Genomic DNA, 20,718 nt, shown 5'->3' on the forward strand with positions numbered 1-20,718 from the left:
CCGTTTTTGTTTTCCCACCCCAACGAGGAGATCACCATGATCAAGGTCGGCGACCAGCTCCCTGATGTCACCCTGATGGAATATTCGGAAGTCGAAGGCAACGGCTGCAGCATCGGGCCCAACCCGGTGAAGGTCCGCGATGCCGCCAAGGGCAAGACCATCGCGCTGTTCGCGCTGCCCGGCGCCTTCACGCCCACCTGCTCGGCCAAGCACGTGCCCGGCTACGTGGAGAAGTTCAACGACCTGAAGGCCGCGGGCGTCGACGAGATCTGGTGCGTGAGCGTCAACGACGCCTTCGTGATGGGCGCCTGGGCGCGCGACCAGAAGACCAATGGCAAGGTGCGCATGCTGGCCGACGGCAGCGGCGACTTCGCCAAGGCCACCGGCCTGACGCTGGACCTCACCGCGCGCGGCATGGGCCTGCGCAGCAACCGCTATTCGATGCTGGTGAAGGACGGCAAGGTCGTCTCGCTGAACGTCGAGGCACCGGGCAAGTTCGAAGTGAGCGACGCCCAGACGCTGCTGGCGCAAGCCAAGGGCTGAGGCGAACGGTGCCCCCTGGTCCGCGCTGGGCCAGAGCGGGCAAGTGAACGCAGAGGACGCAAAGAGACGCAGAGGCCGCAGTCAAAGAACGTTTCAAGGAAGCTCTCTGCGTTCTCTGCGCAACCTTTGCGTCCTCTGCGTTCCCATGTCCGCCATCGCGCCGGCTGACACAGCGGCGGTGCGGCCAATCAGAACCGGCTGCTCAACGGCGCCGGCCCGCTGTGCCACAGGTCGGCCTTGAGGTAGTGCGCGCCGGCGATGGGGTTGTGATAGTAGGGCGGGATGTCCTCGAAGCCGAGGTCCTCGTACAGCGCGCGGGCCGCTTCCATGTCGTCCAGCGTGTCGAGCAGCACGCAGTCGTAGCCGCCGCGGCGCGCCGCATCCAGCGCAGCTTCGGCCAGCTGGCGGCCGAGGCCGAAACCGCGGAACGCTTTGCGGACGTACAGCCGCTTCATCTCCGCGGCGTTCGGGTAGTCGGCGCTGTCGAGCGGACGCAGTGCGCAGCAACCGGCGAGCTCGCCGTCGACGCGTGCGAGGAACAGCGCGCCGCGCGGCGCCGCGTAGTCACCGGGGAGCGTTCGCAGCTCCTCGTCGAAGTTCTGGAAGCACAGATCGACGCCGAGCCCTTCGGCGTACTCCCGGAAGACCGCGCGGACTTCATCCATGTCGCGCGCGCTGGCCGGGCTGCTGAGTTCGATCACGGGCGGGGGGGCAGGGTCCAAGGTCCGGGATGCGAGTCCATGGACGGCGGATCTTAGCGCTTTGCGGCGGGCGAGTCAGGCCGTCCCGCGGCCATCCCGAGCTCCGCCAACCCGGCCCCAGCGAGCGCCTTGTGCAGGCCCCATGAAAAAGCCCCGCATCGCGGGGCTTTTTCGTTGGCGCTGACAGCCTTCAGGACTCGGCCAGCAGCTTCTCGATCAGCGCATGCAGCTCGTTGAAGTCGGGCTCGCCGACGTAGCGCTTCACGATCTCGCCCTTCTTGTTCACCAGGTACGACGTGGGCGTGAGCTGCACCTCGCCCCAGGCCTTGGCCACGGCGCCGGTGTTGTCGATCGCGACCTCGAAGGGCAGCTTGCGCGTCTGCGTGAAGTTGACGACATAGTCCGGCGGGTCGTAGCTCATCGCGACGGCGAGGTGCTCGTAGCCCTTGGCGTGGTACGTGTCGTAGGTGGAGACCATCTTGGGCATCTCGCCCACGCAGGTCGTGCAGCTGGTGGCCCAGAAGTTGACCAGGGTCACCTTGCCCTTCAGGTCGGCGGTCGTCTTCTTCGTGCCGTCGAGCAGCACGAAGGTACTCTGCGGGGCCGCGGAGGAACCCGCCGCCACGTAGAAGGCGCCGGCCGCGACGATCACCGCCGCTGCCGCGCCCAGGATCCAACGCTTCTGCAATGCCATGCTTGTCTGCCTCGCCACCGGTGGGTGGCCTGCCAGGGAAACATTGTCCTCCAAGCGGGAAGTTCTTGCCTGAGCTGGGTCAAGCGACGAACGTCAGGCGCATGCGGACAGCAGGTCCGCCAGTTCGCGGGGCGCACTGACCATCGGATCGTGGCCGGTCTGCATCTCGACCACGCGCACGCCGCCGCCGCCGGTCCAGGCGCCGTCCCAGAAGTTCGCGTCGCGCACCCGCGGGCGGATCGAGTCGATCGTGCCCAGCCGAGGCTGCACGCAGTCCACGAAGGTGCGGGGCACGCTGGCGACGCGGCGCGGATCGAACTGCAGCGGCGCCTGGTAGGTGTGGCCGGGATGCGGGGTCTGGCGCCGCCGCACCCAGGCGTGGTCTTCGGCCGCGAGGCCGAACACGGCCGGGTCGGGCGGCGGGAAGGCGTAGTCGGGCGAGGCCTGGGCGGCAGCCAGGCGCGCCTCGCGGGTGGCGCTCGCGTGCGTGCTGCTCCAGCTTTCGCCGGGGCGCGGCACCACGGCGTCCACGTACACCAGGTGCTTCAGGCGCTGGGGCATGCGGTCCGCCACCGCCGTGCCGATCATGCCGGCGTAGGAGTGCACGGCGAGCACCGGCTGCTGCAACTCCTCCGCTTCGATCGCGTTCACCACGTCGGCGATGTGCGTCTCCAGCGTGATGAGCGGCGACATCAGATGCGCGCGTTCGCCCACTCCCGTCAGCGTCACCGCGAACGCGCGGTGGCCTTGCGCATGGAGCGCGTCCACCACGCGGCGCCAGCACCAGCCGCCGTGCCAGGCGCCGTGCACGAGAACGAAGTCGGCCATCAGATCACCTCCTGGGCGCGCAGTTGCGCGATGCGCTCGGCGTCCCAACCCAGCACGTCGCGCAGGACCTGCCCCGTGTGTTCGCCCAGCAGCGGCGGCGGCAGGTCGGCACGCACCGGCGTCGCCCCCAGCTTGAGCGGGCTCGCGACCAGGTTCACGGCGCCCGCGAGCGGATGCTGCCACTGGTGGACCATGCCGCGGGCCTGCACGTGCGGATCGGCGAAGACCTCGGCGAGGTTGTTGATGGCGCCGCACGGCACCTTGGCGGCTTCCAGCGCCGGCAGCCAGTCGTACTTGCGCCGCGTCTTCAGGATGGCTTCGAGCAGCGGGACCAGCACGGCGCGATTGCGCACGCGGTCCTGGTTCTTCGCGAAGCGGGCATCGCTGGCGAGCTCGGGATGCCCGGCCACCTGGCAGAACTTGGCGAATTGCCCGTCGTTGCCGACGGCCAGGATGACGTGGTCCTTGCTGCCGTCGGCGGCCGGTGCGGTCTCGAACACCTGGTAGGGCACGATGTTCTGGTGCGCATTGCCTGCGCGTCCCGGCACCTTGCCGCTGACGAGGTAGTTCGCCCCGAGGTTGGCGAGCATGGCGACCTGGGCGTCGAGCAGCGCCATGTCCAGGTGCTGGCCCTCGCCGGTGCGCTCGGCATGGCGCAAAGCGGCCAGGATGCCTACTGCGGAGTACATCCCGGTGAACAGGTCGGCCACGGCGACGCCGACCTTCTGCGGGCCGCCGCCCAGGTCGTCGCGTTCGCCCGTGATGCTCATGAGGCCGCCCATGCCCTGGATCGCGTAGTCGTAGCCGGCGCGCTCGCGGTAGGGCCCGGTCTGGCCGAAGCCGGTGACGCTGCAATAAACCATGCGCGGCTGGATCGCGCGGATAGCTGCGTAGTCCAGCCCATAGCGGGCCATGTCGCCCACCTTGAAGTTCTCGACGAACACGTCGCAGTGTTTCGCCAACTCGCGCACGAGTGCCTGGCCTTCGGGCCGCGCGATGTCGCAGGTGACCGAGCGCTTGTTGCGGTTGGTACCGAGGTAGTACGCGGCCTCGGCCGTGTCCTGGCCGGCGCGGTCCTTCAGGAAGGGCGGGCCCCAGGTGCGCGTGTCGTCACCGGTGCCGGGCCGCTCGATCTTGATGACGTCCGCGCCCAGGTCGGCCAGCGTCTGCGTGCACCACGGTCCCGCGAGGACGCGGGACAGGTCGAGCACGCGGATTCCTTCGAGTGCATTCATGCACACATTATGGAAGCAGCGAGTGGTGCGAGGCGGCCAACTGCCGGCCGTCTCCCATAATGCGGCGGCGTCCCGCGGGGGACGACCGACCGTCCTCTTCCAAGAACCCATGTCCCTTCTCGATCGCCGCCAGGCCGTGGTGGTGTTCCTCGCCTTCGCGTTCGCTTACTTCTTCGCGGCCGTGCTGCGCGCCATCACCGCGACGCTGTCGCCCGTGCTCACCCGCGAGTTCGGCCTCGACGCCGGCGCCCTCGGGCTGCTGGCCGGCGGCTACTTCCTCGGCTTCGCGCTGATCCAGCTGCCGCTGGGCACGTGGCTGGACCGGCACGGGCCGCGCAAGGTGATGCTGCGCTTCGTGCTGCTTGCCGTGCTGGGCTGCGCCGCCTTCGCCCTCGCGCGGGACTTCCACTGGCTGCTGGCGGCGCGCATCCTGTCGGGCGTGGGCGTCAGCGCCTGCCTGATGGCGCCGCTCACCGGGTTCCGCCGCTGGTTCACGCCTCCCGTGCAGCTGCGCACCAATTCCTGGATGCTGATGACGGGCTCGTTCGGCATGGTCGCCTCCACGCTGCCCGTGCAGTGGCTGCTGCCGCAGGTGGGCTGGCGGCCGCTGTTCTGGGGGCTGGCGCTGCTGATGGCCCTGTCCATGCTCGTGATCGCCTGGCGGGTGCCGCAGTGGACGCTGGAGGATGCGACCGGAAAGCCGGGCGCGCCGCGCCCCAGCTACGCGCCGGTCTGGCGCCATCCGTATTTCTGGCAGATGGCCCCGATCGGCTTCTTCAGCTACGGCGGCATGATCGCCGTGCAGTCGCTGTGGGCGGGCCCGTGGCTGGCGCGCGTGGCCGGCTACGACGCGGCGGCGGCCGCCGCCGGCCTGTTCACGATCAACGTCTCCATGCTGGTCACCTTCTGGTGCTGGGGCCTGGTGAACCCGTGGCTGCAGCGGCGCGGCATCGTCACGGACCGGCTGATCGCCTGGGGGCTGCCGCTCAACTTTCTCGCGCTGCTGCTGCTGATCGGGCTCGGGTCGGCGGCCGGTCCCGTCACGCTGGCGTTCTTCTGTGTCAGCAGCACCTTCGTGGCGCTGGCGCAGCCGGCCGTGGGCATGTTCTTTCCCGCCGCGCTGGCCGGCCGGGCGCTCTCGGCCTACAACCTCGTGATCTTCGTTGGCGTCTTCGTCGTGCAATGGGGCATCGGGCTGGTCGTGGACGCGTTCCGCTCCGCCGGCTGGAGCGACGCCAGCGCATTCCGGGGCGCATTCGGTGTCTTCCTCGCCACGAGTGTGCTGTCCTATGGCTGGTTCCTGTGGAGCAGAAGCCATAATCCACAGCATCCCCCATGAACGCCATCCTGCTGATCGCCCATGCGCCGCTCGCCAATGCCTTGCGGCAATGCGCGCTGCATGTGTTCCCCGATTGCAGCGACGGCGTGGTGGCGATCGACGTGCAGCCCAACCTGTCCCCCGAAGAGACGCTGGGCGCCGCCCGGATCGCGCTGGACCAGCTCTCGCGCGTTCCGCAGGTCACGGGCGTGCTGGTGCTGACCGACATCTTCGGCGCCACGCCCAGCAACGTCGCCCAGAAGCTGGTGGACGGCGTGAGCTCGCGCCTGATCACCGGGGTCAACCTGCCGATGCTGCTGCGCGCCGTGACCTACCGGCACGAACCGCTCGACGCGCTGGTGTCGCGCGCGGTCACCGGCGGCACGCAGGGAGTGATGCAGGTCGCGATCACCGCGCCCCAGAACCAGGCCCGACGCAACCATGATCAAGAAAAACACGACCATCAGCAATAAGCTGGGCCTGCATGCGCGCGCCTCGGCGAAGCTCACCAAGCTCGCCGGCAGCTTTCCGTGCGAAGTCTGGATCAGCCGCGGCGATCGCCGGGTGAATGCCAAGAGCATCATGGGCGTGATGATGCTGGCGGCCGGCATCGGTACCGAGGTGACGCTGGAGACCGACGGCGAGCGCGAACAGGAAGCGATGGATGCGCTGCTCGCGCTGATCCACGACAAGTTCGGGGAGGGCGAGTGAGCGTCGAGGGAGTCCTGCGATGACGTTCGCGATCCACGGCATCGCGGTCGCCCGCGGCATTGCGATCGGGCGCGCGGTCGTGATGGGTTCGGGCCGTGCGGACGTCGCGCACTACTTCATCACGCCGGAGCAGGTGCCGGCGGAGATCGAGCGCATCCGCGTGGGGCGCAACGCGGTCGTGGACGAGATCCATCGCCTGCAGCAGACCATCGCCGGCATGGGGCCGAAGGAGGCGCCGCACGAACTCTCGGCGCTGCTGGACGTGCACCTGATGCTGCTGCAGGACGAGGAGCTGATCACCGGGATCAAGCACTGGATCACCGACCGCCTGTACAACGCCGAATGGGCGCTCACGACGCAGCTCGAAGTGCTCTCGCGCCAGTTCGACGACATGGAGGACGACTACCTGCGCGAGCGCAAGGCCGACCTCGAGCAGGTGGCCGAGCGCATCCTGCGCTACATGAAGGGCATGGGCTCGCCGGTGGCGCAGCCGCCCGCCGCGAAGCGCAAGACGCAGCAGGACCTGCTGCTCGACGAAAGCGTGGACGTGCCGCTGGTGCTGGTGGCGCACGACCTCTCGCCCGCGGACATGCTGCAGTTCAAGCAGAGCGTGTTCGCCGGGTTCGTGACCGACGTGGGCGGCAAGACCTCGCACACCGCGATCGTCGCGCGCAGCCTCGACATCCCCGCGGCGGTGGGCGCGCGCGGCGCGAGCAACCTGGTGCGGCAGGACGACTGGGTGATCATCGACGGCGACTCCGGCGTGATGATCGTCGATCCCTCGCCGATCATCCTGGCGGAGTACGGCTTCAAGCAGCGGCAGGCGGAACTGGAGCGCGGCCGCCTGAACCGCCTTCGCCATACGCCGGCCGTCACGCTCGACGGGCAGAAGGTGGAGCTGCTGGCCAACATCGAACTGCCCGAAGACGCGAACGCGGCGCTGCAGGCCGGCGCTGTCGGCGTGGGCCTGTTCCGCAGCGAGTTCCTGTTCATGGGGCGCCACGGCGACATGCCCGACGAGGAGGAGCAGTACCTTGCCTACAAGCGCGCCGTGGAAGGCATGGAAGGCCTGCCGGTCACCATCCGCACGCTGGACGTCGGCGCCGACAAGCCCCTGGACGAACTGCAGCGCGATGCGGCCCACCTGAACCCGGCGCTGGGGCTGCGCGCGATCCGCTGGAGCCTGTCCGAGCCCGAGATGTTCCGCACGCAGCTGCGCGCCATCCTGCGCGCGGCCGCGCACGGGCGCGTGAACCTGCTCGTGCCCATGATCGCGCACGCCACCGAGATCCGGCAGACGCTGTCGCTGATCGACTTCGCGCGTGCCGAACTGGACAACCGCGGCGACGTCTACGGGCCGGTGCAGGTGGGCGCGATGATCGAGATCCCCGCGGCGGCGCTCTCGCTGCGCACCTTCCTCAAGTACTTCGACTTCCTCTCCATCGGCACCAACGACCTGATCCAGTACACGCTGGCGATCGACCGGTCCGACGAATCGGTGGCGCACCTGTACGACCCGTGCCATCCGGCGGTGCTGCGGCTGGTCGCCGACACCATCTCCGAATGCCGCCGGCAGAACAAGGCGGTGAGCGTGTGCGGCGAGATGGCGGGCGATCCGCAGTTCACGCGGCTGCTGCTGGGGCTCGGCCTGCGCAGCTTCTCCATGCATCCGGCGCAGATCCTCACGGTGAAGCAGCAGGTGCTGCGCGCCGACGCCGCACGCCTGGAACCCTGGGCCCGCGAGGTGGTGGACTCCGAGGACCCGGCGCTGGTGATGGGGGTCTGATGGTGCTGGCGCGCTCGATCACCTCGCGCGCGTCCCCACCACGGCCGCGCCGATGATCAGCGCCGCCGCCACCGCGATGCTCGCGGTGAAGGCGCGGCCTGTCACCAGCACCAGCAGGCTCGTCGACGCGAGCGGCGTGAGGTAGCTCAGGATGCCGATGTGGCGGGCGTCGCCGCCCTTGAGCGCCTTGTCCCAGAGGAAGAACGCCGCGCCCAGCGGCCCGAGCCCCATCACGGCAATGAGCATCCAGTCGCGCGCGGACAGGGCCACGGCCGGTTCCAGCAACGCGTGGCAGGCGAGGGAGAGCAGGCCCGACACGAGTCCGAACAGGCCGATGGCCGCCGTGGGGAAGCTCGGCACCCGGCGCGTCGCCAGCGAATAGGTGGCCCAGATGAAGGCTGCGCCGAGCGCCGGCACGTAGCCCCAGGACCACGCGCCACTCGCGCCCCCGCCGCCCAGGATGGCGATCGCCGCGCCGGCAAAGCCAGCCAGCGCCGCGAGCACGTGCGCGGCCCGCAGCCGCAGGTCGGGCAGCAGCCAGGGCGCCAGCACCACGATCAGCAGCGGCCAGAGGTAGTTCACCAGGTTGGCTTCCACCGGCGGCGCCACGCGCAGCGCGATGAACAGCAGGAAGTGGTAGCAGAACAGGCCGTAGATGCCGAGGGCCAGCGTGCGCGGCGGCACGCGCCACTGCCGCACCAGCGGCCAGGCCGGCACGCTGCCGATCACGAGTGCGAGCCCGGTGAGCAGGAAAGGCGGCACATGCTTCAGCGCCACGCCGAGGGACGCCAGCGAGGCCCACAAGGCAATCGCGCCGAGCGCGTACAGGTTGGCATGCATGGCGCGCGAGGATAACCGGGCGCCGCCGCCCGCTCGCGCGCCGCCCCGGTCAGCCGCCGATGGCGACGCCGGCCGCGTGCGCCTGCTGGTCGGCGTGGTACGAGCTGCGCACCATCGCGCCGACGGCGGCATGCGTGAAGCCCATCTCGCGCGCCTTCTCCTCGAACATGCGGAAGGTGTCCGGGTGCACGTAGCGGCGCACCGGCAGGTGCGAGTTCGACGGCGCGAGGTACTGGCCGATCGTGAGCATGTCGATGCCGTGCGCTCGCATGTCGCGCATGACCGTGAGGATCTCTTCGTCGGTCTCGCCGAGTCCCACCATCAGGCCGCTCTTGGTCGGCACGTCCGGATGCAGCGCCTTGAACTTCTTCAGCAGGTTCAGGCTGAACTGGTAATCCGAGCCCGGCCGCGCTTCCCGGTACAGGCGCGGGATGGTCTCGAGGTTGTGGTTCATCACGTCGGGCGGCGCGGCCTTCAGGATCTCCAGCGCGCGGTCGTCCCGGCCGCGGAAGTCCGGCACCAGCACTTCGATCGTGGTCTGCGGCGACAGCTCGCGCGTCTTGCGGATGCACTCGACGAAGTGGCCGGCACCACCGTCGCGCAGGTCGTCGCGGTCCACGCTCGTGATCACCACGTACTTGAGCTTGAGCGCAGCGATGGTCTTGGCCAGGTTCTCGGGCTCGTTCACGTCCAGCGGGTCGGGACGGCCGTGGCCCACGTCGCAGAACGGGCAGCGGCGCGTGCACTTGTCGCCCATGATCATGAAGGTGGCCGTGCCCTTGCCGAAGCACTCGCCGATGTTCGGGCAGGACGCTTCCTCGCAGACGGTGTGCAGCTTGTGCTCGCGCAGGATCTGCTTGATCTCGTAGAAGCGCGAGCTCGCCGACCCGGCCTTGACGCGGATCCACTCCGGCTTCTTGAGGATTTCGCCGGGCTCCACCTTCACCGGGATGCGCGAGAGCTTGGCCGCGGCCTTCTGCTTGGCCGTGGCCTCGTAGCTCTCGACGGATTGGGCCTCGCGGACGACGGGGTTGGAGCTCATCGGATCTTTCTTCAGGGGGCCAGCAGCGCCTCGAGCTCGTGGCCCAGGCGGAACGCGGCCTCGTTCCAGGGGGTGGAGATGCCGATTGTAGAAAGGTCGACCGTGCGCAGCCCTGCGTAACCGCAAGGGTTGATGCGATCGAAGGGTTGCAGGTCCATGGCCACGTTGAAGGCGAGGCCGTGGTAGGTCCGGTGCCGGCTGACCTTGATGCCGAGCGCCGCGATCTTGCCGAGGTTGGTGAAATCCGGGTCGGCGCTGCCACCCCGACCCTCCCCCGGAGGGGGCGCGGCCCCACGCCGACCCTCCCCCGGAGGGGGAGCGCCCCCACCCCGACCCTCCCCCAGAGGGGGAGGGAGACGGGCGTGGGAGAAGGGGTCGTCGAGGCGCACGTAGATGCCGGGCGCGCCGCGCACGCGATGGCCGGTCACGCCGTACCCGGCCAGCGTGCGGATCACCGCCTCCTCGAGCCGGTAGACATACTCCTTGACGAAGTAGCCCGCGCGCTGGAGATCGATCAGCGGATACGCCACGACCTGCCCCGGCCCGTGGTAGGTGACCTGGCCTCCGCGATTGGTCGCGACCACGGGAATGTCACCGGGCGCGAGCAGGTGGTCCGCCTTGCCGGCCAGCCCCTGCGTGAACACCGGCGGGTGTTCGCACAGCCAGAGTTCGTCGGGGGTGTCGCCCGTGCGGCCTTCGGTGAAGGCCGCCATGGCCTGGTACGTGGGCGGGTAATCGACCCGCCCCAATACCTTGACCTGCATGCTAGCGGTCGACCTTCGCGGGCATGCCTACAGGACGACCTTGACCATCGGGTGCGAGGTCAGCGCCCGGTAGAGGTTGTCGAGTTGCTCGCGGCTCGTGGCGGTCACCGTGATGGTGATGCCGAGGTAGTTGCCCTTGCTGCTGGGGCGCAGTTCCACGGTCGACGCGTCGAAGGACGGGTCGAACTCCAGGGCGATCCGCGTGACCTCATGGACGAAGCCATCCACCTTCGCGCCCATCACCTTGATGGGGAAGCGGGACGGGTATTCGATGAGGGACTCCTGTCCCGGGGTGGTGGTCAGGGTCTTGGGCGGAAAGATGGAGGCGCTCATGCGGGTGTGGGTCGTTTGGCTTGCTGGTAGCCTGAGAACAGCTTTTCATAGATAGGGCCGGGCTGGCCCTTTCCAACTGGCTGTCCGTCCAGCACCGTGCAGGCGATGATTTCCTTGGTCGCCGACGACAACAGGATCTCGTCGGCGGCCTGCACTTCCTCACGCGAGACGCGCCGCAGCTCGAAGGGAATGCCTTGCGCGCTGCACAGTTGCTCCAGCAGGCCGTAGCGGATGCCTTCGAGCACCAGGTTGTCCTTGGGCGGCCCCAGTACCACGCCACCCTTCACGATCCACACGTTCGAGGCGGCGGCCTCGCTGAGCCAACCGTCGCGGAACATGATGGTTTCGTTGCCGCCCACATCCGCACTCATCTGGCGCGACAGCACGGCGCCGGCGAGGCTGGTGCTCTTGATGTGCGCCTTCTTCCAGCGGAAGTCGTCCGCCGTCACGCACATCACACCCTTGCTGCGTTCCTCGGGCGTGTAGATGTAGAGCCGGTTCACCATCGCGAACACCGTGGGCGCGATGTCGGGCGGCATCACGTGGTCGCGCATCGCCACGCCGCGCGTGACCTGCAGGTACACGAGCTGGTTGGTGTCCTGCGGCTGCTTGCCCACGTGCTTCGCATAGGCGGCGACGAGCTGGTCCACCAGCTTGCGCCAGCCCGCGCGGTCCAGCGGATTGCGGATGCGCATCTCGCCCAGGCTGCGGTCCAGCCGCACCATGTGCTCCTCGAAGCGGAAGGGGCGGCCGGCGTACGCGGGCACCACTTCGTACACACCGTCGCCGAAGATGAAGCCGCGGTCCAGCACGCTCACCTTGGCCTGGCCGAGGGTGCTGAACTCGCCGTTGAGGTAGCAGGGGAGTTCGGGGATCGTGTCGCTCATGGGTGCATTGTCACTGCTTCGCCGCGGCGGGCGGCCCGGCCGGCCACCACGTCCCGCCGATCGGCAGCACGAAGAAATCCTGTTCCGGCACGCCCTGCTGCGCGCGGGCGGCGGCCAGGTCGCGTGGCGGCTGGTCGAGCGCCTCGTCGGTCAGGGCGAAGGTGCCCCAGTGGATGCCGATGCTGCGGCGGGCGGCCAGGTCCTTGTGCGCCTGCACCGCTTCCGCCGGGTTCATGTGCTGCGCGGACATGAACCAGCGCGGCTCGTACGCGCCGATGGCGAGCAGGGCGACATCGAACAGGTAGCCGTCGCGCAGGTGCGATGCGAGCCGCTCGCGCGTCTGCGTGAACAGCCTGCTGTAGCCGGTGTCGCCCGAGAAGTACCAGCGCAGGTCCGGCGCGAACACGGCCCAGCCGCCCCAGAGGGTCTGGTTGCGATCGTCGAGCCCGCGCGCGGACCAGTGCTGCACCGGCACCAGCTCGAACTCCACGCCGGCCACCCGATGCCGGTCCCACCAATCGAGCTCGATCACGTTCGTGATGCCCTGCCGGGCGAACCAGGCCTTCAGTCCGAGCGGCACCAGGAAGAGTGTGTGGCCGTGCGAGCGCGCATTGAGCTCCCGCACGCTATTGAGGTCCAGGTGGTCGTAGTGGTTGTGCGAGATCACCACCACGTCGATCGCCGGCAGGTCCGCCATCGAAATGCCGGGCGGCTGCGCTCGGACGGGCCCGGCGAACGGAACGGGCGAAGCCCGTTCGCTGAACACCGGGTCAGTCAGCACGTTCAGCCCGCCGCACTGCACGAGCACGGTCGCGTGGCCGATCCATGTTGCCGAGGGCACGGCCACGTGCGCCGCCTGGGCGCCCACGGTGCGGATAGGCGCCGTGTTCGCGCGCAGCAGCGCCAGCGCGGGTTCGACCACAGGCGTGGGCGCTTGCGGCGGCGGTGGCAGGCCGTCGCGCCAGGCGTCGAGTTTCCAGCGCACGATGTCGCTCAAGGGCCTGGCCGCGGCGGCCCCGGTCGGATTGAAGAACCCGTGGGCGTCGTGGTGCGGCGGGGCCGCGTCCTGCGCGTGCGCCGCCCACGCGCCGGCGAGCAATGCGCAGGTGGCGAGCGCGCGCCTCAGTGCCACAAGACGACCGCCGCGATCGCGAGCCATCCGAGTGCGAAGTTGATCTTTACGAGCAGCGCGATCTGGTTCAGGCGCCTGCCACCCTCCGGCCAGTCCTGCGCTGCAACGGCGCGCTGCGCTCGCCGCCAGGGAGCGAACCAGATGTGCCCGAACAGCAGCATCATGAGCACGCCGACGCCGGCCATGACGTGCCAGCCGCGCGGCGCCTCGCCGGCGGGCGCCTGCAGCAACAGCGGCACGCCCGTGGCCAGCAGCACCACGATGCTCGCGACCACCACCGCAAAGAAGCGCGTCAGCACCGCGATCATCAGCGGCAGGCGCTGCGGCGGCGGGAGCTGCGCCGCGACGGCAGGCCGCAAGGCGAGCAGCACGAAGGCCATGCCTCCCATCCAGAAGATGGCGGCGGCGAGATGCAGGAACACGAGCAGGCTGTGCATGGATTTCCTTGGCGGCTGCCGCGGATTGTGCGTGCGCGGCGGTGCCCGTGTCGCTTTCGTGCCTGCTCATGAACCGGGGGTGGCGGATCCGCCCGGGTTCCTACTTATAATGGGAGGCTTTCCTCAATTTTCAGACCTGCAGCGGCGGCATGCCAACAAGAAGAATAGCCCCGCTGCCTGAAGAGCCGGAGGAGGCCTCCCCCGTCCAGCCGCTGAGCGCCGAAGAGGTGCGCCGCGTGCGCGAACGGAATCCGCCGCTTTCGCCGTGGCGGGTGGTGGCGGGGCAGGCTGGTGTCGGGCTTGTGGCCGCGCTGCTGGCCTGGGTCTTCACGGGAAAGCAAAACGTAGGTTGGTCCGTCGGATATGGGGCGCTGGCAGTTCTGCTGCCGGCGGCCGTGTTCGCGCGGGGGTTGACCGGGAGGTTTTCCTCCGTGAACGCAGGGACGGCCGCGGCCGGGTTCCTGGTGTGGGAGATGGTGAAGGTTGCCTTGACGCTGGCCATGCTGCTGGTGGCGCCGAGGTTGGTGGCGGGACTGAGCTGGCCGGCATTGCTGGTGGGCCTGGTGCTCGCGATGAAGGTTTACTGGGTGGCACTGGCGTTCGCGCCACGGCCCAAGACGAAATCGAGCTGAAAGAAACATGGCTGCTGAAAACGCTGCCGCGGGGCAAGGTCCGACCGCGGGTGAATACATCCTGCACCACCTGACGTTCTTCCAGAACCAGCATCCGAAGAACGTCGTCGATTTCTCGGTCTTCAACTTCGACTCCCTGTTTTGGGGTGCGCTGCTGGGGGCCGTGAGCTGCTTCTTCATGTGGAAGGCGGCACGCAAGGCGACCTCGGGCGTGCCCGGCCGTTTCCAGGCCGCGGTCGAGATCCTGGTCGAGATGGTCGACGCCCAGGCGAAGGGCATCGTGCACAACGCGACCAGCCGCAAGTTCGTCGCCCCGCTCGCGCTGGTGGTGTTCGTCTGGATCTTCATGATGAACGCGATGGACCTGCTGCCGGTGGACCTGCTGCCCTGGGTGTGGCAACACATCTACGGCGCCGCCGGCCACGAGCCCGAGCACGCCTACATGCGCGTCGTGCCGACGGCCGACCTCTCCATGACCATGGGCCTGTCGATCGGCGTGCTGCTGGTCTGCCTGTTCTACAACGTCAAGGTCAAGGGCCCCGGCGGCTGGGCGCACGAGCTCGTGACCGCGCCCTTCGGCACCAGCAAGAACCCGATCCTCGCAGTGATCATGGGCGTGCTGAACCTGGCGATGCAGATCATCGAGTTCATCGCCAAGACGGTGTCGCACGGCATGCGGTTGTTCGGCAACATGTACGCCGGCGAACTGATCTTCCTGCTGATCGCCCTCATGGGCGGCGCGTTCTCGCTGACCGGCACGGGCATCGCCCTGGCCATCGGCCACATCATCGCGGGCACCGCCTGGGCGATCTTCCACATCCTGATCATCACGCTGCAGGCGTTCGTGTTCATGATGCTGGCGCTCGTGTATGTGGGTCAAGCACACGACGCGCACTGAGCGCGCCGGTCCAGAGCAGTCGCAGTCCTTCCCTTTTCTTTTCTCGTCAACCAAAAGTCCTTAGGAGTAGAAACAATGGAACAAGTCATCAGCTTCGTCGCGCTCGCCGCCGGCCTGATCATCGGCCTGGGCGCCATCGGCGCCTGCATCGGCATCGGCGTCATGGGCAGCAAGTACCTCGAATCCGCCGCCCGCCAGCCCGAGCTGATGAACGAGCTGCAGACCAAGATGTTCCTGCTGGCCGGCCTGATCGACGCCGCGTTCATCATCGGCACGGGTATCGCGCTGTGGTTCGCCACCGCCAACCCGTTCCTGGGCCAGCTCGCCAAGTAAGCGATCCATCCTTTGGTCCAACCCTTCCCGCACGTCCACCGCAGCGCGGGAGCAAGGATGAAAAAGTGAGCATCACCGGTACCCTCATCATTCAGATCATCGTCTTCCTGATCCTGGTCGGGTTCACGATGAAGTTCGTGTGGCCGCCGATCGCGACGGCGCTCGACGAGCGCGCCCGTCGCATCGCCGAAGGCCTGGCCGCCGCCGACAAGGCGAAAGCCGAGCTGCAGGCCGCCGACCGGAAGGTGGAGCAGGAACTGGCCAAGACGCGCACCGAAACCGCGGGCCTGCTGGCCGACGCCGAGCGCCGCGCCCAGGCCATCGTGGAAGAAGCCAAGGGCCGCGCCACGGAAGAAGCCAACAAGATCATCGCCGCCGCCCGTGCCGAGGCCGAGCAGCAGACGGTGAAGGCCCGTGAAGCCCTGCGCGAGCAGGTGGCCGCGCTGGCCGTCAAGGGCGCCGAACAGATCCTGCGCAAGGAGGTCAATCCCTCCGTGCACGCCGACCTGCTCCAGCGTCTCGCGACCGAGCTGTAAAGGGACACCAGGCCATGGCTGAACTCGCCACCATTGCACGCCCGTACGCCGAGGCGCTGTTCGAGGCGTCCACCGACGACCTCAACGGCACCTCGCAGTGGCTCGACGCGCTCGCCGCCGTGGCGGGCAACGCCCAGCTGCTGCAGTTCGCGGACAACCCCAAGGTGCCCAGCCAGCAGGTGTTCGACGTCGTCAGCGACGTCGCGCGCGTGCAGCTGCCCCCGCACGGCCAGAACTTCCTGCGCACGGTCATCGCCAACGGCCGCCTCGCGGCGCTGCCCGAGGTCGCTCACCAGTTCCGCGAGATGAAGAACGCGCGCAGCGGAGCTTCGGACGCGATCGTCTACAGCGCCTTCCCGGTCGCGGCCGACCAGTTGGGCGCCGTGGCCCAGGTACTCGAGAAACGGTTTGGCCGTAAGCTCAATCTGTCGGTGCAGGAAGACCCGTCCCTCATCGGCGGCATTCGCGTGGTGGTGGGCGACGAGGTGCTGGACACCTCGGTGAAGGCCCGCCTGGAACAAATGAAAGTTGCGCTGACGGCCTGACGCCGTGAGTCATCAAAGGACAAGGAACGAGTCATGCAACTCAATCCCGCAGAAATTAGCGAACTGATCAAGAGCCGGATCGAGGGCCTGGCCGCCAGCGCCGACATCCGCAACCAGGGCACGGTGATCTCCGTGACCGACGGCATCGTCCGCGTCTACGGCCTCTCCGATGCCATGGCCGGCGAAATGCTGGAATTCCCGCCCACCGCGGACGGCACGCCCACCTTCGGCCTCGCGCTGAACCTGGAGCGCGACTCCGTCGGCGCCGTGATCCTGGGCGAGTACGAGCACATCTCCGAAGGCGACACCGTCAAGTGCACGGGCCGCATTCTCGCCGTGCCCGTCGGCCCCGAACTGATTGGCCGCGTCGTGAACGCGCTGGGCCAGCCCATCGACGGCAAGGGCCCGATCAACGCCAAGATGACGGACGTGATCGAGAAGGTCGCGCCGGGCGTGATCGCGCGCAAATCGGTGGACCAGCCGGTGCAGACCGGCCTGAAGGCCATCGACTCCATGGTGCCGATCGGCCGGGGCCAGCGCGAGCTGATCATCGGCGACCGCCAGACCGGCAAGTCCGCCGTCGCGGTCGACACGATCATCAACCAGAAGGGTCAGAACATGACCTGCGTGTACGTCGCCATCGGGCAGAAGGCGTCCACGATCAAGAACATCGTGCGCGCGCTGGAAGCCAACGGTGCGATGGACTACACCATCGTCGTCGCCGCCTCGGCCTCCGAGTCCGCCGCCATGCAGTACGTGTCCGCGTACTCCGGCTGCACGATGGGCGAGTACTTCCGCGACCGCGGGCAAGACGCGCTGATCATCTATGACGACCTGTCCAAGCAGGCCGTCGCCTACCGCCAGGTCTCGCTGCTGCTGCGTCGTCCCCCGGGCCGCGAAGCGTATCCCGGCGACGTGTTCTACCTGCACTCGCGCCTGCTGGAGCGCGCCGCGCGCGTGAACGCCGACTACGTCGAAGCGTTCACCAAGGGCGAAGTGAAGGGCAGGACCGGTTCGCTGACCGCGCTGCCCATCATCGAGACGCAGGCCGGCGACGTGTCCGCGTTCGTGCCGACCAACGTGATCTCGATCACCGACGGCCAGATCTTCCTGGAAACGAACCTGTTCAACGCCGGCATCCGTCCCGCCATCAACGCGGGTATCTCGGTGTCGCGCGTCGGTGGTGCCGCCCAGACGAAGCTGATCAAGTCGCTGTCCGGTGGTATCCGTACCGACCTGGCGCAGTACCGTGAACTCGCCGCCTTCGCGCAGTTCGCGTCCGACCTGGACGCGGCCACGCGCAAGCAGCTCGATCGCGGCGCGCGCGTGACGGAACTGCTCAAGCAGCCGCAGTACAGCCCGCTGCCCATCTCGCTGATGGCCGCATCGCTGTTCGCGGTGAACAAGGGCTACTTCGACGACCTCGACGTCAAGAAGGTGCTGCCCTTCGAGCACGGCCTGCACCAGTTCCTCAAGGACAAGCACGCGGCGCTGCTGGACAAGATGGAGTCGCAGAAGGCCATGGACAAGGACGCCGAGGCCGCGCTGACCAGCGCGATCGAAGCGTTCAAGAAGACCTTCGCCTAAGCCTATAACTTTGCGGGACAGACCAGCGAGCGAAGCGGCTGCTCTGTCCCCAACCGACTAGGAACATTTCATGGCAGCAGGCAAGGAAATCCGCGGCAAGATCAAATCGGTGGAGAACACCAAGAAGATCACCAAGGCCATGGAGATGGTCGCCGCCTCCAAGATGCGCAAGGCGCAGGAGCGCATGCGCTCGGCCCGGCCTTACGCCGACAAGGTCCGCAACATCGCGTCCAACCTCGGCAAGGCCAACCCGGAGTACACGCACGCGTTCATGAAGACGAACGACGTGAAGGCTGCGGGCGTCATCGTGGTCTCCACCGACAAGGGCCTGTGCGGCGGCCTGAACACCAACGTGCTGCGCGCGGTGACGCAGAAGCTGCGCGAGCTCCAGGGCGAAGGCAACGCGGTGCAGACCGTGGCCATCGGCAACAAGGGGCTGGGCTTCCTGAACCGCGTCGGCGCGCAGGTGGTGTCGCACGTCACCCAGCTCGGTGACACGCCGCACCTCGAGCGCCTGATCGGCCCGGTGAAGGTGCTGCTGGACCAGTACGCCGAAGGCAAGCTGAACGCCGTGTACCTCGCGTACACGAAGTTCATCAACACCATGCGGCAGGAGCCGGTGGTGGAGCAACTGCTGCCGCTGTCCGCGACCAAGATGGAAGCGGACGCCAAGGCGGCCGGCGGCGAGCACGGCTGGGACTACATCTACGAGCCCGACGCGAAGACGGTGATCGACGAGCTGCTGCTGCGCTACGTCGAAGCCCTCGTGTACCAGGCGGTCGCCGAGAACATGGCTTCCGAGCAGTCCGCGCGCATGGTGGCCATGAAGGCCGCCACCGACAACGCGGGCAACCTGATCAACGAGCTCAAGCTGGTCTACAACAAGACGCGCCAGGCGGCGATCACGAAAGAACTTTCGGAGATCGTCTCGGGTGCCGCCGCCGTCTGACGGCGGCTCCGATTACGGTTTAAGTGAATACGGAGAGCAACGAAATGGCTCAGAACCAAGGAAAGATCGTCCAGTGCATCGGCGCCGTCGTCGACGTCGAATTCGCGCGTGACGAAATGCCGCGCGTCTACGACGCGCTCAAGATGGAAGGCGGCGCCCTGACGCTGGAGGTGCAGCAGCAGCTGGGTGACGGCGTGGTCCGCACCATCGCGCTGGGCTCCACCGACGGCCTGCGTCGTGGCCTCGTCGTGTACAACACCCGCGCCGCCATCACCGTGCCCGTGGGCAAGGCGACGCTGGGCCGCATCATGGACGTGCTGGGCAACCCGATCGACGAGCGTGGCCCTGTCGACCAGACACTGACCGCGCCCATCCACCGCAAGGCGCCCGCGTACGACGAACTGTCCCCCTCGCAGGAACTGCTGGAAACCGGCATCAAGGTGATCGACCTGATGTGCCCGTTCTCCAAGGGCGGCAAGGTCGGCCTGTTCGGCGGCGCCGGCGTGGGCAAGACCGTGAACATGATGGAGTTGATCAACAACATCGCCAAGGCGCACTCGGGCCTGTCGGTGTTCGCCGGCGTGGGTGAGCGCACCCGCGAGGGCAACGACTTCTATCACGAGATGGCCGAATCCGGCGTCGTGAACCTGGAGAACCTGGGCGAGTCCAAGGTGGCCATGGTCTACGGCCAGATGAACGAGCCCCCGGGCAACCGCCTGCGCGTGGCGCTGACGGGCCTGACGATCGCCGAGTCGTTCCGCGACGAAGGCCGCGACGTGCTGTTCTTCGTGGACAACATCTACCGCTACACGCTGGCCGGCACGGAAGTGTCCGCCCTGCTGGGCCGCATGCCTTCCGCCGTGGGCTACCAGCCGACGCTGGCCGAGGAAATGGGCCGCCTGCAGGAGCGCATCACGTCGACCAAGGTCGGCTCGATCACCTCCATCCAGGCCGTGTACGTGCCCGCGGACGACCTGACCGACCCGTCGCCCGCCACCACCTTCGCCCACCTGGACGCCACCGTGGTGCTGTCGCGCGACATCGCTTCGCTGGGCATCTACCCCGCGATCGACCCGCTGGACTCCACGTCGCGCCAGGTCGACCCGAACGTCGTCGGCGAAGACCACTACTCCACGACCCGCGCGGTGCAGCAAACGCTCCAGCGCTACAAGGAACTGCGCGACATCATCGCGATCTTGGGCATGGACGAACTCGCGCCGGAAGACAAGCTGGCCGTGGCCCGCGCCCGCAAGATCCAGCGTTTCCTGTCGCAGCCCTTCCACGTGGCCGAGGTGTTCACGGGTTCGCCCGGCAAGTACGTGCCGCTGTCCGAGACCATCCGCGGCTTCAAGATGATCCTGGCCGGCGAGTGCGACCACATGCCCGAGCAGGCGTTCTACATGGTCGGCACGATCGACGAAGCGTTCGAGAAGGCGAAGAAGCTGGCGGCGTAAGCGCCCGGCTTTCCGGAAACTCCATGAACACCATCCACGTCGACGTAGTCTCCGCCGAGGAATCCATCTTCTCGGGTGAAGCGCGCTTCGTCGCGCTGCCCGGGGAAGCCGGCGAACTCGGCATCTACCCGCGCCACACGCCGCTGATCACGCGCGTGAAGCCCGGCTCGGTGCGCATCGAGAAGGCCGACGGCGGCGAGGAGTTCGTCTTCGTCGCCGGCGGCATCCTGGAAGTGCAGCCACACCGCGTCACCGTCCTGTCCGACACCGCCATCCGCGGCAAGGACCTGGACGAGGAAAAGGCGGGCGAGGCCCGCCGCGCCGCCGAAGAGGCCCTGAAGAACGCGAAGAGCGACATCGACATCGCCAAGGCACAATCCGAACTCGCCGTGATGGCAGCGCAGATCGCGGCGCTGCAAAAATACCGGCAGAGAAAATAACTGCCAGGGGACGGATCACGTAGCGTAGCGAGTGCTCGGTCCCCTCTGAATAAGAACGCGCTAAAAACCAGCGCACTCGAGCCCCGTGCCGCA

At 67.9% G+C, this 20,718-nt stretch carries 25 protein-coding genes; 14 read left to right on the plus strand and 11 right to left on the minus strand.

Annotated features, from left to right (window positions below):
• Window positions 1-36: 36 nt before the first annotated feature.
• On the plus strand, window positions 37-543 hold the full coding sequence (locus tag JJB11_RS07965; RefSeq protein WP_201168137.1) for a peroxiredoxin: 507 nt from the start codon (window positions 37-39) through the stop codon (window positions 541-543).
• A 188-nt stretch (window positions 544-731) separates the two neighbouring features.
• Here the strand turns inward: JJB11_RS07965 and JJB11_RS07970 are convergent, their stop codons facing one another.
• From JJB11_RS07970 to JJB11_RS07985, 4 genes are all read right to left on the minus strand, one after another.
• The gene (locus JJB11_RS07970) at window positions 732-1,208 is read right to left on the minus strand and encodes a GNAT family N-acetyltransferase (protein WP_201169126.1); all 477 of its coding nucleotides are present in this window, start codon (window positions 1,206-1,208) and stop codon (window positions 732-734) included.
• Window positions 1,209-1,434: 226 nt separating this feature from the next.
• Window positions 1,435-1,938 (minus strand): TlpA family protein disulfide reductase, encoded by a 504-nt coding sequence (locus tag JJB11_RS07975; protein WP_201168140.1) that lies wholly within the window; start codon window positions 1,936-1,938, stop codon window positions 1,435-1,437.
• Window positions 1,939-2,031: 93 nt separating this feature from the next.
• Window positions 2,032-2,766: an alpha/beta fold hydrolase gene (locus JJB11_RS07980; protein WP_201168142.1), complete on the minus strand. Its 735-nt coding sequence runs from the start codon at window positions 2,764-2,766 to the stop codon at window positions 2,032-2,034.
• On the minus strand, window positions 2,766-4,001 hold the full coding sequence (locus JJB11_RS07985) for a CaiB/BaiF CoA transferase family protein (protein WP_201168144.1): 1,236 nt from the start codon (window positions 3,999-4,001) through the stop codon (window positions 2,766-2,768). The genes JJB11_RS07980 and JJB11_RS07985 overlap by 1 nt, the downstream gene beginning before the upstream one ends.
• Before the next feature lie 109 nt (window positions 4,002-4,110).
• On the opposite strand from JJB11_RS07985, the gene JJB11_RS07990 reads away from it, so the two are divergent.
• The 4 genes from JJB11_RS07990 to ptsP are packed head-to-tail and all read left to right on the plus strand — an operon-like array spanning window position 4,111 to window position 7,816.
• The gene (locus JJB11_RS07990) at window positions 4,111-5,340 is read left to right on the plus strand and encodes an MFS transporter (protein WP_201168147.1); all 1,230 of its coding nucleotides are present in this window, start codon (window positions 4,111-4,113) and stop codon (window positions 5,338-5,340) included.
• The gene (locus tag JJB11_RS07995; protein WP_201168151.1) at window positions 5,337-5,792 is read left to right on the plus strand and encodes a PTS sugar transporter subunit IIA; all 456 of its coding nucleotides are present in this window, start codon (window positions 5,337-5,339) and stop codon (window positions 5,790-5,792) included. Before JJB11_RS07990 ends, JJB11_RS07995 begins: the two co-directional genes overlap by 4 nt.
• Entirely contained in the window at window positions 5,761-6,030 is a 270-nt protein-coding gene (locus JJB11_RS08000; protein WP_201168154.1) for an HPr family phosphocarrier protein, read from the plus strand. The genes JJB11_RS07995 and JJB11_RS08000 overlap by 32 nt, the downstream gene beginning before the upstream one ends.
• A 19-nt stretch (window positions 6,031-6,049) precedes the next feature.
• Window positions 6,050-7,816: a phosphoenolpyruvate--protein phosphotransferase gene (ptsP, locus tag JJB11_RS08005; RefSeq protein ID WP_201168157.1), complete on the plus strand. Its 1,767-nt coding sequence runs from the start codon at window positions 6,050-6,052 to the stop codon at window positions 7,814-7,816.
• Window positions 7,817-7,834: 18 nt separating this feature from the next.
• Here the strand turns inward: ptsP and JJB11_RS08010 are convergent, their stop codons facing one another.
• From JJB11_RS08010 to JJB11_RS08040, 7 genes are read right to left on the minus strand one after another with little or no spacing between them, the layout of a single operon-like run.
• A complete protein-coding gene (locus JJB11_RS08010; RefSeq protein ID WP_201168160.1) occupies window positions 7,835-8,656 on the minus strand; it encodes a DMT family transporter in 822 nt (273 codons plus the stop codon).
• Between the two features lie 49 nt (window positions 8,657-8,705).
• A complete protein-coding gene (gene lipA / locus JJB11_RS08015) occupies window positions 8,706-9,698 on the minus strand; it encodes a lipoyl synthase (RefSeq protein WP_201168162.1) in 993 nt (330 codons plus the stop codon).
• 11 nt (window positions 9,699-9,709) lie between these two features.
• Window positions 9,710-10,462, minus strand: coding sequence for a lipoyl(octanoyl) transferase LipB (lipB, locus tag JJB11_RS08020; protein ID WP_201168164.1), 753 nt, complete (start codon window positions 10,460-10,462; stop codon window positions 9,710-9,712).
• Window positions 10,463-10,489: 27 nt separating this feature from the next.
• Window positions 10,490-10,795 (minus strand): YbeD family protein, encoded by a 306-nt coding sequence (locus tag JJB11_RS08025; protein ID WP_201168166.1) that lies wholly within the window; start codon window positions 10,793-10,795, stop codon window positions 10,490-10,492.
• Entirely contained in the window at window positions 10,792-11,682 is an 891-nt protein-coding gene (locus JJB11_RS08030; protein ID WP_201168168.1) for an aminotransferase class IV, read from the minus strand. The genes JJB11_RS08025 and JJB11_RS08030 overlap by 4 nt, the downstream gene beginning before the upstream one ends.
• A 10-nt stretch (window positions 11,683-11,692) precedes the next feature.
• Entirely contained in the window at window positions 11,693-12,814 is a 1,122-nt protein-coding gene (locus tag JJB11_RS08035; protein ID WP_201964696.1) for an MBL fold metallo-hydrolase, read from the minus strand.
• Window positions 12,805-13,251 carry a DUF4149 domain-containing protein gene (locus JJB11_RS08040; RefSeq protein ID WP_201168170.1) on the minus strand — a complete coding sequence of 149 codons (447 nt, stop codon included), beginning with the start codon at window positions 13,249-13,251 and terminating at the stop codon, window positions 12,805-12,807. The genes JJB11_RS08035 and JJB11_RS08040 overlap by 10 nt, the downstream gene beginning before the upstream one ends.
• A 149-nt stretch (window positions 13,252-13,400) precedes the next feature.
• Between JJB11_RS08040 and JJB11_RS08045 the strand changes: the two genes are divergently transcribed.
• The 9 genes from JJB11_RS08045 (at window position 13,401) to JJB11_RS08085 (ending at window position 20,625) form a co-directional block, all read left to right on the plus strand.
• The gene (locus JJB11_RS08045; RefSeq protein WP_201168171.1) at window positions 13,401-13,883 is read left to right on the plus strand and encodes an ATP synthase subunit I; all 483 of its coding nucleotides are present in this window, start codon (window positions 13,401-13,403) and stop codon (window positions 13,881-13,883) included.
• 7 nt (window positions 13,884-13,890) lie between these two features.
• Window positions 13,891-14,781 (plus strand): F0F1 ATP synthase subunit A, encoded by an 891-nt coding sequence (atpB, locus tag JJB11_RS08050; protein ID WP_201168173.1) that lies wholly within the window; start codon window positions 13,891-13,893, stop codon window positions 14,779-14,781.
• A gap of 75 nt (window positions 14,782-14,856) precedes the next feature.
• A complete protein-coding gene (atpE, locus tag JJB11_RS08055) occupies window positions 14,857-15,114 on the plus strand; it encodes a F0F1 ATP synthase subunit C (protein ID WP_135251078.1) in 258 nt (85 codons plus the stop codon).
• 65 nt (window positions 15,115-15,179) lie between these two features.
• Window positions 15,180-15,650, plus strand: a complete 471-nt coding sequence (locus tag JJB11_RS08060) for a F0F1 ATP synthase subunit B (protein WP_201168175.1) — start codon at window positions 15,180-15,182, stop codon at window positions 15,648-15,650.
• 14 nt (window positions 15,651-15,664) lie between these two features.
• The gene (locus JJB11_RS08065; protein WP_201168178.1) at window positions 15,665-16,195 is read left to right on the plus strand and encodes a F0F1 ATP synthase subunit delta; all 531 of its coding nucleotides are present in this window, start codon (window positions 15,665-15,667) and stop codon (window positions 16,193-16,195) included.
• Between the two features lie 33 nt (window positions 16,196-16,228).
• On the plus strand, window positions 16,229-17,782 hold the full coding sequence (atpA, locus tag JJB11_RS08070; protein WP_201168181.1) for a F0F1 ATP synthase subunit alpha: 1,554 nt from the start codon (window positions 16,229-16,231) through the stop codon (window positions 17,780-17,782).
• A gap of 70 nt (window positions 17,783-17,852) precedes the next feature.
• Complete coding sequence (atpG, locus tag JJB11_RS08075; RefSeq protein ID WP_201168183.1) at window positions 17,853-18,731, plus strand: F0F1 ATP synthase subunit gamma; 879 nt, start codon at window positions 17,853-17,855, stop codon at window positions 18,729-18,731.
• Window positions 18,732-18,775: 44 nt separating this feature from the next.
• On the plus strand, window positions 18,776-20,185 hold the full coding sequence (gene atpD / locus JJB11_RS08080; RefSeq protein WP_201168186.1) for a F0F1 ATP synthase subunit beta: 1,410 nt from the start codon (window positions 18,776-18,778) through the stop codon (window positions 20,183-20,185).
• A 23-nt stretch (window positions 20,186-20,208) separates the two neighbouring features.
• Window positions 20,209-20,625: a F0F1 ATP synthase subunit epsilon gene (locus tag JJB11_RS08085; protein ID WP_201168188.1), complete on the plus strand. Its 417-nt coding sequence runs from the start codon at window positions 20,209-20,211 to the stop codon at window positions 20,623-20,625.
• Window positions 20,626-20,718: the final 93 nt, after the last annotated feature.

Origin of the sequence: Ramlibacter ginsenosidimutans (assembly GCF_016654015.1) — a bacterium.
Taxonomy (GTDB): Bacteria; Pseudomonadota; Gammaproteobacteria; order Burkholderiales; family Burkholderiaceae_C; genus Ramlibacter; species Ramlibacter ginsenosidimutans.